Origin of the sequence: Zobellella aerophila (assembly GCF_039539325.1) — a bacterium.
GTDB lineage: Bacteria > Pseudomonadota > Gammaproteobacteria > Enterobacterales > Aeromonadaceae > Oceanimonas > Oceanimonas aerophila.
This window is the reverse complement of the sequence record NZ_BAABCX010000001.1, coordinates 935,303-947,405: the sequence shown is the minus strand read 5'-3', so window position 1 is coordinate 947,405 and position 12,103 is coordinate 935,303. Positions and strand designations below refer to the sequence as shown.

Here is a 12,103-nt window from a genome sequence, read left to right as displayed (position 1 = left end):
ATGACAGCCTTACCCTTAGATGATAATAGCTGCGGATGGTATCAGGCCCTGCCGGTGCCCACCTCCGCCCGGGTGCTGAGCGGCGAGCACAATGCCGATTATGTGGTGCTCGGTGCCGGTTTCGCCGGTCTGGCCGCGGCCAGGCGACTGGCCGAACACAAGCCCAATGCTTGCATCCTGCTGGTGGATGCGCAGCGGGTGGGCTATGGCGCCTCGGGGCGCAACTCGGGCTTTGTGATCGACCTGCCCCATAAGTTTGCCTTGGAGCATCCGGATCCGGCCCATAAACAGAAGCTGCTGGGCCTGAACCGGGCCGCCATCGCCCAGTTACAGGGACTGGTGGAAAAACACGGTATCGACTGCCAGTGGTCTCATGCGGGCAAGTATCAGGGTGCCGTCGGTGAGCGGGGGGAGGCCTTCCTCGATCACTTCGAACACCTGATGAAAGACTTGGGTGAACCCTACCGCCGGGTGGAAAAAAACGAGCTGGCCGGGGTGCTGGGCACCGACTATTACAACCGGGCCATCTATACCCCCGGCTGCTACCTGATGCAGCCCGCCGCCCTGGTGCGCGGTATGGCCGAGCATCTGCCGGACAACGTCGAGTTGCTGGAGCAATCGCCGATCCGTACCCTGACCCGGGAAGGCGGCATGTGGCGGCTGCAGGGGGACATGGGCACCATCCATACCCCTCAGCTGCTGCTGGGCACCAGCATCTTCACCCGCGAGTTCGGTTATCTGAAGAACCGCCTGTTGCCGGTGATGACCTTCGCCAGCTGGACCCGTCCGTTGACCGATGATGAGCTGGTCCGTTACGGAGGTCAGCTGGACTGGGGCCTGACCCCGGCGGATCATGCGGGCACTACGGTGCGCATGACCGCCGACCGGCGGCTGTTGATCCGTAACACCTACAAGCATGTGCCCAAATACGGCGCCAATGTTGATGAGAGTGTGCGTAAGAAGATCCGGGCCGATCATCGCAGGGCCTTCGTCGCCCGTTATCCGGAGCTGGCTCAGGTGCCCTTTACCCATACCTGGGGCGGGGTCTATGCTATCTCCCGCAACTTTACCAACTTCTTCGGGCAGCTGGAGGACGGCGTCTATGCCAGTGCCTGTGACAACGGGGTAGGGGCCGCCTGGGGCACCATCTCCGGCACCCTGCTGGCCGATTTGGCGGTGGGGGCTGACTCCCGGCAACTGCAGGATATCCGGCAGGTCACCGGCATGCCCAGCTTGAACCCGCCCGAGCCCTTTCTGGGGTTGGGGGTAAAGAGCCGTATCATGCTGGCCAAATGGCAGAGCCGGAGCGAAATATGAGTGAAGTAAGATTAATCGACAGCAAAGAACTGGATTTTACGGTACGTGGTGGTCCCCCCGGAGCCGCCTATGTGGCCCGGGCGCTGAGCCCCGAGGTGTCACCGAATATCGGGGTAGGCTTCGCCCGTTGGGAAGGGGCCGAGGTTGCCTGGACCCTGCTGTACGATGAAGTGGTCTTCGTTATCGAAGGTTGCTTCGAACTGACCGCCAACGGCAAGAAACATGAAGTCCGTCCCGGCCAGATGCTGTGGATCCCGGAAGGGACCGAGCTGATCTACGGCGGTCATGCCCTCTTTGGTTATGTGGTTCATCCGGGCAACTGGAAGGAGCTGCATGGTCTGAGCTGACTGTATCCAGTCCAACAGCAGTACTTTTGCCGGCCTTGTGCCGGCTTTTTTGGGTTCATCGCACTTTACCGGGGAAAGGCCGCTTTTATCTTCAGGAAGCAATAGTCACTGTCCCGGTAGCCTTAAGCCATTCGCCTGTCTCTTGGCCACAAATCGTCAGCATAGCCTGCTTCTTGACGCCCGAGTGAGCTGTTGGCATAACAGACAGGCGACGCCGAAGCTTCAAGGAGGACAAAGGGATCGGCTCAGCCGACCATCCGCGCCAAGGATGGCGCGGCTGAGCCTCCAGGGAGGGATTCATGGCGAGTCGGCGGAGCCGGCCCTTTGGCCCCCTCGCTTACCACCGGGTTGCCAGGGCATGTCCGTCAGGCGACGATGGAGACACTCGAAGGCAGCCCTGCTGGAGCTTCGCTTTGTTGGGAATACCGACGATCTATGACCAAAAGACCAGGTGGCGGCTGTGGTTAGCGAAACGGAGCAGGGGCATCATGGATAAAGCAAGGAAGGTTGGGGGAATATGCAGTAACTATAAAAAAGCCCCTTGCGGGGCTTTGGGAATACGTGCCGGTGATTAATCCCGGCTGAAGCCCAGCAGGTGCAGCAGGCTCAGGAAGATATTGAAGATAGAGACATAGAGGGTGATGGTGGCGGAGATATAGTTGCGCTCGCCGCCATGGATGATGGCACTGGTCTGCATCAGGATGGCGCCGGAGGAGAACAGGATGAACATGGCGCTCATTGCCAGGCTCAGGGCCGGCAACTGCAGGAACAGGTTGGCGATAAAGGCGACGATGATCACCACGAAGCCGGCCATCATCATGCCGCCCAGGAATGACATGTCTTTCTTGGTGGTCAGCACGTAGGCGGACAGCGACAGGAAGGTGAGCGCGGTACCGGCCAGCGCCAGCATCACGGTTTCAGTACCTGAGCTGGTACTCAGATACAGGTTGAGGATGGGGCCTATGGTGTAACCGGTAAAAGCGGTAAAGGCGAAGATAAACAACAGACCCAGGCCGCTGTTTTTGTTTTTTTCGGTCAGGAACATCAGGCCGTAAAAACCCACCAGGGTGATGATCAGTCCCGGATGAGGAAGGGCCAGCATGGCGCTGACGCCGGCGGACAGCGAAGCGACCACCAGGGTCATGCCCAGCAGCATATAGGTATTGCGCAGTACCTTGTTGGTTGACTGTACCGCCGTCTGGGTGCGCGATAGGGTGTTGAATTGCATGTTGTTGACTCCCGTATGCCAGGTTATAAGGTCAAGAGGACGTAATGATTATGACTCATTTGGTCATATTATGGCGGCAATGTCGAGAGATGGCGGGGAAATTTACTGGTCGGGCCTTGCCAAGACCGCCGTTGGTCGAGGGGAGGATTTGGCCGATGGGCCGATCTGCTGCGCCCTGACCGTCAGGGATGGCGGGGATGCCGGAATGGCAGGAGCACTTTCCGGCCATGGCACCGCAGATCGGCTTAGCCACTTTAATGTTTTCGTTTCCCGCTTAACGTTGGAACGGATACACGGAGCCGAGCTGCAGGATGCGGGTCAGCTCGTCGAGGGCGGTGCGGGATTCCTGCAGCAGCGCCGGGTCACGCAGGTCACTCAGGGTCAGCCGATCCCGGTAGTGCTGGTCGACCCACTGGTTGAGGCGGGCAAACAGCGCGTCGTTCATCAGGCAGGCCTGGTTGGTGGCGGCATGCTCAAGCTCGGTCATCGCCACCCGCAGCCGCAGGCAGGCGGGGCCGCCGCCGTTGCGCATGCTTTGCTTGACGTCCATAAAGTGCACTTCCCGGATCGGGCTGTTGAGGCCGGTCAACTTGTTCAGGTAGGCATTGACGCTGGGGGTATCACGGCACTCGGTAGGCGCGATAATCGCCATATGGCCGGGTTTGAGGGTCACTATCTGGGTGTTGAACAGGTAGCTTTTTACCGCATCCTGCAGCGGAACTTCGGTGGTCGGCACTTCGATAAAATGCAGTTCGGTACCGGGCAGTTTGGCGCGGATCTCGGCCAGAGCCTGTTCGGTGTGCAGGAAGGCCTGCTGATGATAAAACAGCACATTCTGGTTGCCGACCGCGATCACATCGTTGTGGAACACCCCCTGGTCGATCACCTCGGGATTTTGCTGAATGAAGATGGCGGTGTTATCGCCCAGGCCATGCAGGCGGGCAATGGCGCGGGAGGCTTCCAGCGTCTGGCGGGCCGGATAACGCTTGGGAGCCGGTGCCTTGAGATCGAAGGCGCTGCGGCCATAGACGAACAGCTCAACCCCGGCCTGGCTATAATCGCCACACAGGCGGGTATGGTTGGCCGCACCCTCGTCACCGAAATACTCATTGGTGGGCAGCGCCGCATGGTGTTTGAAATGCCGCTCATCGGCAAATACCTGGCTGAGGATGCGACCGGTCACTTCATGTTCGATCGATCGGTGGAATTTGTTGGTCAGGTTGGCGGGAGTGAAATGTATCCGGCCATCTTGGGTGTCGGCACTGGGCGAGACGGTGGCCGCGTTGGCGGTCCACATGCTCGAGGCCGAGCAACAGGCGGCCAGCAGCACGGGATCTTCCCTGAATGCCTTGTCGAGGATCTGGGCATCGGTACCGGTAAAACCCAGGCGCTTGAGGGTGTCGATATCCGGTCTTTCCTGGGGGGCGAGCACGCCCTGGACCAAGCCCAGCTCGCTCAGCGCCTTCATTTTTTTCAGGCCCTGCTTGGCCGCTTCTTTCGGATTGGATGCATCCTGGGCGTTGGACTGAGAGGCGACATTGCCATAAGACAGGCCGGCATAGTTGTGGGTGGGGCCGACCAGGCCATCAAAATTAGCTTCGAACTGAACCATTATATTGTCCTTTAAAATGGTGTAAATGTCTGCGAATGTTCTGGTTTTGGACATTATATGTGGTTTTATTTGGTGGGTGTAACCCGTTTTTAACAACAGATTTCACCAGGGAAATAAGAATGCATAAAAAGCGGCCGAACAGGCACCTTGATAAAAAAAGCAGTTGATTCCTGCTGGTATGAGGGTGTTAATAAATAAATATAAATTCATACAATTTTTTTCCGGTTTGGCACAGGCAAGTTTGCGTTTTGCGGTTTTTTCACTTATACAGCCGTCAATACCTCGCCACCGGTTACCCCGGACAGGGGCCAGACTTAAAGGATCAACACGCGCTTTATGAGTAAATCTCTGGTAATTGTCGAATCGCCCGCCAAGGCGAAGACCATCAACAAATATCTGGGTAAAGACTTTATCGTCAAATCCAGTGTCGGCCATGTTCGGGATTTGCCCACCTCGGGTTCAGCCTCCGCCGGCAAGAAAACCAATGGTCGCAGCGCCGCCGATACCAAGCATCTGAGTGCGGAAGAAAAAGCCAGGCTGAAGAAACAAAAAGAGCGGCAGGCGCTGGTTGCCCGCATGGGGGTGGATCCGGAGCATGGCTGGAAAGCCGATTACCAGGTGCTGCCCGGTAAAGAAAAAGTGGTGTCCGAGTTACAGTCCCTGGCGGAAAAAGCCGATACCGTTTACCTGGCAACGGATTTGGACAGGGAAGGAGAAGCCATCGCCTGGCACCTGAAAGAACTGATCGGGGGAGACGATGCCCGCTTTAAGCGGGTGGTGTTCAACGAAATTACCAAGTCGGCGATTCAAGAAGCGTTCGGTCATCCCTCTGAGCTGAACCTGAACCGGGTCAATGCCCAGCAGGCCCGTCGTTTTCTCGACCGGGTGGTGGGCTATATGGTCTCACCCCTGTTGTGGAAAAAGGTGGCCAGGGGCCTGTCCGGCGGCCGGGTACAATCGGTTGCGGTGCGCCTGATCGTCGAAAAAGAACGCGAAATCAAGGCCTTTGTGCCGGAAGAATACTGGGATGTGCAGGCCGAGCTCAACAACGAGCAGCAACTGGCACTGACCATGATGGTAGTCAAATATCAGGGTCGGGAGTTCAGGCCCACCAATGAAGCCGATACCCTGGCGGCGGTGGATGCCCTGAAGGCCGGCAATTTCAAGGTGTCGTCCCGGGAGGACAAGCCGACCCAGAGCAAGCCGCCTGCGCCCTTTATCACCTCTACCCTGCAACAGGCCGCCAGCACCCGACTGAGCTTCGGTGTCAAACGCACCATGATGCTGGCCCAACGGCTGTACGAGGCCGGTTATATTACCTACATGCGTACCGATTCGACCAACCTGAGCCAGGAGGCCGTCGAGGGGGTGCGGGAGTATATCCAGAGCCAGTACGGAAAGGACTTTCTACCCGAGTCGGCCAACCAGTACGGTGCCAAGGCCAATGCCCAGGAGGCCCATGAGGCGATACGCCCCTCGGATGTGCAGTTGAAAGCCGAACAGCTCGACGGCATGGAGGCGGATGCCAAACGACTCTATGATCTCATCTGGCGGCAGTTTGTCGCCTGCCAGATGGTGCCCGCCCAGTACGACAGCAGCACCATCATCGTCCAGTCCGGAGACTATGAACTGAAGGCCCGGGGTCGTATCCTGCGCTTTGCGGGCTGGACCAAGGTGTTGAGCCCCCAGGGTCGCAAGGGGGACGATACCGAACTGCCGGCGGTACAGCAGGGGGAAGTGCTTAACCTGAACAGGCTGGATCCCAAACAACATTTCACCAAGCCGCCGGCCCGCTTTACCGAGGCCGCACTGGTGCGGGAGCTGGAGAAACGGGGTATAGGCCGGCCCTCGACCTATGCCTCCATCATCTCCACCATCCAGGACCGGGGTTACGTCAAGGTCGAGAGCCGCCGTTTCTATGCGGAAAAGATGGGCGAAATCGTCGCCGATCGCCTGCAGGAAAGCTTTGCCGAGCTGATGAACTATGACTTTACCGCCCAGATGGAAGGCAAGCTCGATGAAATCGCCGGCGGTAGCCTCAACTGGACCCAGGTGCTGGATGCCTTCTATGCGGAATTCAGCGAGGAGCTGGAACGGGCCGAACTGCCGGCGGAAGAGGGCGGTATGCGCGCCAACCAGATGGTACTGACCGATATCGAGTGTCCGACCTGTGGCCGTCAGATGGGCATCCGCACCGCCACCACCGGGGTCTTCCTCGGCTGCTCAGGTTATGCCCTGCCGCCCAAGGAACGCTGCAAACAGACCATCAACCTGGTGCCCGGCGATGAGTTTGTGCTGGCCAACGATGAGGAGGCCGAAACCGACGCCCTGCGGGCCAAGCATCGCTGCGGCAAATGCGGTACCGCGATGGATGCCTACCTGATCGATGACAAGCGCAAGCTGCATGTCTGTGGCCAGAATCCGGATTGCGACGGCTATGAGCTGGAACAGGGCCAGTTCAAGCTCAAGGGTTACGAGGGCCCGGTGATCGACTGCGATCGCTGCGGCGCCGAGATGCAACTCAAGAATGGCCGTTTCGGTAAATACATGGCCTGTACCAATGAGGCCTGCGGCAATACCCGTAAAATTCTGAAAAACGGCGAGGTAGCGCCGCCCAAGGAAGATCCGGTACACCTGCCCGAGCTGCCCTGCAGCCAGTCCGATGCCTACTTTGTGTTGCGTGACGGCGCCGCCGGCCTGTTCCTGGCCGCCAGCAACTTTCCCAAATCACGGGAAACCCGTGCACCGCTGGTGGAGGAGCTGATCCGCTTCAAGGACCGTTTGCCGGAAAAGTTCCTGTATCTGACCCAGGCGCCGGTGGCCGATCCGGACGGTAATAAGGCCGTGGTGCGCTTTAGCCGCAAAAACAAGGAACAATATGTGATGACAGAGGTCAATAAAAAAGCAACCGGCTGGACGGCGCATTATGCGGCAGGCCGGTGGCAGGTTAGCCAGAAGGGCAAAACCAAGAAGGATTAAGGCCGTAACAGGCGGAACCAGGACAGTCCTGCACCGGCCAGATAACCACCTGAATGCCCTCCGGGTCCACGGGCGGGCAGAATACAGGAGATAGGTTCCGCATACAGACTCGCCGCAGGCCGAAGCCTGCTGTTTGTTTGTTTGTCGGAGCCTGCCGTTGGTCACCGTGCGATGGTGGCACTATGGCGGCTACAGAAAAAGAACAGGGATGTTGCCAAACGCAGCGGTTAATGGCGAGGGAGAGAGAATATGGATATTCATGAGGTAAGGCCGGGCATGATCTGTCGAACGTCAGACGGCTCGGGTTATGTACTGGAAGTTGATATCATCAACCAGCTGGTGTTGCTTCAAAGAGAGGATGAAACCATCCCCTTTCAGGTACATATCAGTGACTTGCTGGAGGAAACCGACTGACACCCTAGTGGTCCATCAGCATCAGCATGGCCACGAGATCCGGCTGCCATTGGTATTTGCGCATATCCAGCCGGTTGCCTTTAATATACACGCCTTCGGCTAACAGCCGTTGGCGTTGCTCGTGCCATCCATCACTGCCTTCAGGTAGGCTGATCCGGCCGGCCGCCGACACCACCCTGTGCCAGGGCAGGTTTCCGGTATCTTCCACCCTTAATATGCGCCCCACCAGACGGGCCCGGCCCGGCAGTCCTACGAGATCCGCCAACTGACCATAGCTGACCACCCGACCCCTGGGGATCAGGGGCAGCAGCTGTAATACACGTTGGCTGGGTGAAACCGGTTTTGTGTCGTACATGCAGCAGAGATCTCATTCAGTGCCCGAGGGCGACCCCTTCCCGACGGGGATCGGCACTGGCGGTCAAACCGGCAGGCGTAATCATAATAGCGTGCGTCCCCGAATTCAGCTCGGTTAATTGGCTATCGAAGCCCAATTGATTCATCGCCGGGAGCAGGGCTTGCCCCAGGGGGCCTCGCTCAATTTCCAGCTTCTCTCCTCGGTGCAGTATATGGGGCTGGTGGATGGCTTCCTGTATATCCATGCCCCAGTCGAGCACATTGAGCAGGCTTTGCAGTACATAACCGATAATGCGACTGCCGCCGGGTGAACCGATGATCAATAAGGGTTGGTTATTATGCAGCACTATGGTCGGGGCCATGGAAGAGCGGGGACGCTTGCCCGGGGCCACCCGGTTGGCCACCGGCCTGCCGTCCTGCTCGGGAACGAAGGAAAAGTCGGTCAGTTCGTTGTTCAGTAAGAATCCCTGCACCATCAGGCGGGAGCCAAAGCCGCTTTCTATGGTGCTGGTCATGGACAGGGCATTGCCGGCGGCGTCACGGATGCTGATATGACTGGTGGAGGGGAACTCGATGGACTGGTCCGGTGCCGGCCGGCGGTTGACCCGGGGTGGGAGGCCGGGGTGGACCTCGGGGAGCGCGGTGTTGGTTTGCGACAGCAAGCGGGCGCGGCCGGCCAGATATTCGGGATCCAGCAGGCCGGCTACCGGCACCGGTACGAAATCACTGTCGGCCAGATACAGAGCCCGATCGGCAAAGGCCAGGCGCGAGGCATCGGCTACCAGGCGCCAGCTTTCCGGGGTATTGGGACCCAGGGTGGAGAGCTTAAAATGAGACAAAATCCCCAGTATCTGCCCCAGGGTCACGGCGCCTGAGCTGGGCGGACCCATGCCACAGATCTGATATTGCCGGTAGGGGGCACAAACGGCCGGGCGTTCCTTGACCCGGTAGTCGGCGAAATCGGCCAGCGCCAGGGTACCCGGGCGCGGGGCATTGCGGACCTTGTCGACGATGGCCCTGGGGGTATCTCCCTGATAGAAGGCTGACGGGCCTTCGATACTGATCCGGGTGAGGATCGCGGCCAGTGCCGGATTGGTTTTCTGCTCCCCGGGTTGGAGTGCCCGGCCATCCTTATGAAAGAAATAGGCCTTGGCCTCCGGATCCCGGGACAGATACTCCCTGTCTCCTTCGATCAACCGGGACAGTCTGGGGGAAACCTCGAACCCTCTCAACGCCAGTTCGATGGCGGGCATAAAGAGTTGCCGCCAAGGCAGTGTGCCGAAGCGTTGATGGGCTTCCCACAGCAGCTGGACAGTGCCCGGGGTACCGACCGAACGGCCGCCGACTACGGCATCAAAAAAGGTCAGGGGCTGGCCTTGCTCATCCAGGAACAAGCTCGGGCCGGCCGCGAGCGGGGCGGTTTCCCGCCCGTCCAGGGTAGTCAGCTGTTGCTGCCCGGCGTGCCAATGTACCAGGAAGGCACCGCCACCTATGCCCGAGGACTGGGGCTCAACCAAAGCCAGCACGGACTGTACCGCTATCATGGCATCGACGGCACTGCCGCCGTCTGCCAGCACGGCCTGTCCGGCCCGGCTGGCATAGGGGTTGGCCGAGACCACCATGCTGGACTCGGCCCGTACCAGGGGACTGGCCCGGTAGCCGGTGGCCGCTTCCGGCGCTATGGCATCGTTATCGGCTAGCGTATGACCGGTAAACAACAGGGCAGATAAAACAAGCCAGGAGCGAAGCAACATGGCGAACGTCCGATTCGATGTGTTTGCCAAAGCTTAGCCAGACTGGCCGGTTTTTCAAAAGCGGGGTGGCGCTTGTGCCGCGGTACCATCCCTGTCGATGAAAAATAATACAATCAAATCCGATAATGTAAAAAGCGCTTGTAATGTGAGGCCGGGTCCCTATAATCCCCATCCGTCAACGGCACGCAGTGCCAATTGTTGATTGTGAGAGGCGATTCTTCTCAGAATAGAAAGTTAAAGTGTATGCGGGAATAGCTCAGCTGGTAGAGCACAACCTTGCCAAGGTTGGGGTCGCGAGTTCGAATCTCGTTTCCCGCTCCAAATTTGGTTCTGTGGCGCGTTAGCAAAGCGGTTATGCAGCGGATTGCAAATCCGTTTAGTCCGGTTCGACTCCGGAACGCGCCTCCATTCTTTCCTCTCTTGCCATTTCATTTTTCATTCCCAATATCCGGCCAATCCTGCGCCATGTAAAAGTACCAGTTCCCCTCGGGGTTAAGATAGCAATGGCCGCTTGTTTGCACTCCGCTCGGGCTATGACCGGTTAACCAGCTCCGTTTCTGCTGTGCCCGATAATCATCGGTCGGCGGCTGATAGCCCCATTCACCCCTTTCCCCTTTGGGGCACAGCAGACGCCGGCAATGGTGCGGATAATAGAGCCGGCCCTTGAGGATCAGCCGGTGATGCTCGGGCAGGATACCCTGATGCCTTAACTTGCGGGCTATGGTGGATTTTTGGCTGAGCGGCAGCTGTCGCTGGCTCATATGCTCCAGCTTATGACGCAGCTTGTCGCACGGATTGGTACCCAGGGCGTTCCCAAATTGCTCATTTGGCTCTGTTATCAGGTAAAATTTGACCGCCAACTCCCAATGCTCAAAGCGGCTCAGCTGGTTGTCCCACAGGATAAAATCGAAGGCGCCCAGGGTGATCCCCTGTTCTACCTGCTGCCAGTTATGAGCAATAAGCTGAAAGCGGGGGGAGTCGAGCAGATAAAAATGCCACAGCGATTCAAAATACTGCCCCAGGCGCCGGTGAGCCTGGCAATGGCGTAGCAGTATCTCAGGGGCCCGATCTAGCTGATAGAGGCGAGACTGGTATGCTGTCAGCAGCTGCTCATACCACTGGTTTTCCGGCATAAAGGAATAACCGCTGAGCAGGTTAGGGCTGGCAAGTGCCCAAGCCAGATCCTTGACCACGGGTGTTTGCAGGCGGGTTAACAATTCTGACAGCAGGGCACTCATTAAGGTCACCTTTTGTTTTACAATACCGACCGTATTTTCAAATCGGGAACAGCCATTGAACAATATACAGCTGGAGCAAATCCTGAGCCATTTGCTCAATGTCAGTGCCATTAAGGACTATTGCCCAAACGGTTTGCAAGTAGAAGGTAAGCGTGAAGTTATGCGGGTGGTCACCGGGGTGACCGCCAGCCAGGCATTGATCGAGCAGGCTATCCAGCGGCGGGCCGATGCCCTTCTGGTGCACCATGGATATTTCTGGAAAGGTGAGAAGGAAGTACTCACCGGCATGAAGCGGCAACGGCTGAAGACACTGCTGAGCCACGATATCAATCTTTATGCCTATCATCTGCCCCTCGATATCCATCCGCAATTGGGCAATAACGCCCAACTGGCACAGCTGCTGGGTATCCGGGTGACGGGGCCGCTGGAGCCGGGCAATGCCTTGTCCGTGGCGGTGCAGGGAGTGCTGGAGCAGCCGTTGACCGGGGCCGAATTGGCCACCCGCATCAATGAGTGCTTGCGGCGGGCTCCGTTGCATGTAGGGGAGACGGGCCCCGCGCTGATCAGCAAGGTAGCCTGGTGCACCGGCGGTGGACAGGGCTTTATAGAACTTGCCGCCGAACAGGGAGTAGACGCTTTTATTACCGGCGAGGTATCGGAGCAGACGGTGCATATCGCCCGCGAGCTGGGGGTGCATTTCTATGCCGCCGGTCACCATGCCACCGAGCGCTACGGCATTCAGGCGCTGGGGCAGTGGTTGGCAAAAGAGCAGGGACTGTGCGTCGAGTTTGTCGACATCGATAATCCGGCATAAAAAAAGACCAGGGTACATGCATACCCTGGTTTCGCAGCAGCCACAC

At 58.3% G+C, this 12,103-nt stretch carries 10 protein-coding genes and 2 tRNA genes; 7 read left to right on the top strand and 5 right to left on the bottom strand.

What is annotated here, in order from left to right; all coding sequences use genetic code 11:
• Complete coding sequence (locus ABD806_RS04460; RefSeq protein WP_344955117.1) at window positions 1-1,317, top strand: NAD(P)/FAD-dependent oxidoreductase; 1,317 nt, start codon at window positions 1-3, stop codon at window positions 1,315-1,317.
• Window positions 1,314-1,664, top strand: coding sequence for a cupin domain-containing protein (locus ABD806_RS04455; RefSeq protein ID WP_344955115.1), 351 nt, complete (start codon window positions 1,314-1,316; stop codon window positions 1,662-1,664). Before ABD806_RS04460 ends, ABD806_RS04455 begins: the two co-directional genes overlap by 4 nt.
• Before the next feature lie 571 nt (window positions 1,665-2,235).
• Here ABD806_RS04455 and ABD806_RS04450 read toward each other — a convergent pair.
• Window positions 2,236-2,892: a Bax inhibitor-1/YccA family protein gene (locus ABD806_RS04450; RefSeq protein ID WP_344955113.1), complete on the bottom strand. Its 657-nt coding sequence runs from the start codon at window positions 2,890-2,892 to the stop codon at window positions 2,236-2,238.
• A gap of 274 nt (window positions 2,893-3,166) precedes the next feature.
• Entirely contained in the window at window positions 3,167-4,504 is a 1,338-nt protein-coding gene (astB, locus tag ABD806_RS04445) for an N-succinylarginine dihydrolase (RefSeq protein ID WP_344955111.1), read from the bottom strand.
• 336 nt (window positions 4,505-4,840) lie between these two features.
• Between astB and topA the strand changes: the two genes are divergently transcribed.
• Together topA and ABD806_RS04435 are read left to right on the top strand one after the other, a co-directional pair.
• The gene (gene topA, locus ABD806_RS04440; protein WP_344955109.1) at window positions 4,841-7,483 is read left to right on the top strand and encodes a type I DNA topoisomerase; all 2,643 of its coding nucleotides are present in this window, start codon (window positions 4,841-4,843) and stop codon (window positions 7,481-7,483) included.
• A gap of 249 nt (window positions 7,484-7,732) precedes the next feature.
• Entirely contained in the window at window positions 7,733-7,897 is a 165-nt protein-coding gene (locus ABD806_RS04435) for a hypothetical protein (protein WP_344955107.1), read from the top strand.
• Window positions 7,898-7,901: 4 nt separating this feature from the next.
• Here ABD806_RS04435 and ABD806_RS04430 read toward each other — a convergent pair whose 3' ends face one another.
• Window positions 7,902-8,252 carry an MGMT family protein gene (locus ABD806_RS04430; RefSeq protein ID WP_344955105.1) on the bottom strand — a complete coding sequence of 117 codons (351 nt, stop codon included), beginning with the start codon at window positions 8,250-8,252 and terminating at the stop codon, window positions 7,902-7,904.
• A 16-nt stretch (window positions 8,253-8,268) separates the two neighbouring features.
• A complete protein-coding gene (gene ggt, locus ABD806_RS04425; protein ID WP_344955103.1) occupies window positions 8,269-10,005 on the bottom strand; it encodes a gamma-glutamyltransferase in 1,737 nt (578 codons plus the stop codon).
• A gap of 245 nt (window positions 10,006-10,250) precedes the next feature.
• On the opposite strand from ggt, the gene ABD806_RS04420 reads away from it, so the two are divergent.
• Together ABD806_RS04420 and ABD806_RS04415 are read left to right on the top strand one after the other, a co-directional pair.
• Window positions 10,251-10,326, top strand: a tRNA-Gly gene (locus ABD806_RS04420).
• Between the two features lie 13 nt (window positions 10,327-10,339).
• Window positions 10,340-10,413: transfer RNA gene (locus tag ABD806_RS04415), tRNA-Cys, on the top strand.
• A gap of 20 nt (window positions 10,414-10,433) precedes the next feature.
• Here ABD806_RS04415 and ABD806_RS04410 read toward each other — a convergent pair.
• Entirely contained in the window at window positions 10,434-11,243 is an 810-nt protein-coding gene (locus ABD806_RS04410; RefSeq protein ID WP_344955101.1) for a DUF1853 family protein, read from the bottom strand.
• Window positions 11,244-11,298: 55 nt separating this feature from the next.
• Here ABD806_RS04410 and ABD806_RS04405 point away from each other — a divergent pair, with 55 nt between their 5' ends.
• The gene (locus ABD806_RS04405; RefSeq protein WP_344955099.1) at window positions 11,299-12,057 is read left to right on the top strand and encodes a Nif3-like dinuclear metal center hexameric protein; all 759 of its coding nucleotides are present in this window, start codon (window positions 11,299-11,301) and stop codon (window positions 12,055-12,057) included.
• The last annotated feature ends 46 nt before the right edge of the window (window positions 12,058-12,103 follow it).

What these genes read in the sequence shown, in the direction of transcription:
- astB (WP_344955111.1), bottom strand. Translation starts at nt 4,504, where the DNA reads ATGGTTCAGTTCGAAGCTAATTTTGATGGCCTGGTCGGCCCCACCCAC.
- ABD806_RS04460 (WP_344955117.1), top strand. Translation starts at nt 1, where the DNA reads ATGACAGCCTTACCCTTAGATGATAATAGCTGCGGATGGTATCAGGCC.
- ggt (WP_344955103.1), bottom strand. Translation starts at nt 10,005, where the DNA reads ATGTTGCTTCGCTCCTGGCTTGTTTTATCTGCCCTGTTGTTTACCGGT.
- ABD806_RS04455 (WP_344955115.1), top strand. Translation starts at nt 1,314, where the DNA reads ATGAGTGAAGTAAGATTAATCGACAGCAAAGAACTGGATTTTACGGTA.
- ABD806_RS04435 (WP_344955107.1), top strand. Translation starts at nt 7,733, where the DNA reads ATGGATATTCATGAGGTAAGGCCGGGCATGATCTGTCGAACGTCAGAC.
- ABD806_RS04410 (WP_344955101.1), bottom strand. Translation starts at nt 11,243, where the DNA reads ATGAGTGCCCTGCTGTCAGAATTGTTAACCCGCCTGCAAACACCCGTG.
- ABD806_RS04450 (WP_344955113.1), bottom strand. Translation starts at nt 2,892, where the DNA reads ATGCAATTCAACACCCTATCGCGCACCCAGACGGCGGTACAGTCAACC.
- ABD806_RS04430 (WP_344955105.1), bottom strand. Translation starts at nt 8,252, where the DNA reads ATGTACGACACAAAACCGGTTTCACCCAGCCAACGTGTATTACAGCTG.
- topA (WP_344955109.1), top strand. Translation starts at nt 4,841, where the DNA reads ATGAGTAAATCTCTGGTAATTGTCGAATCGCCCGCCAAGGCGAAGACC.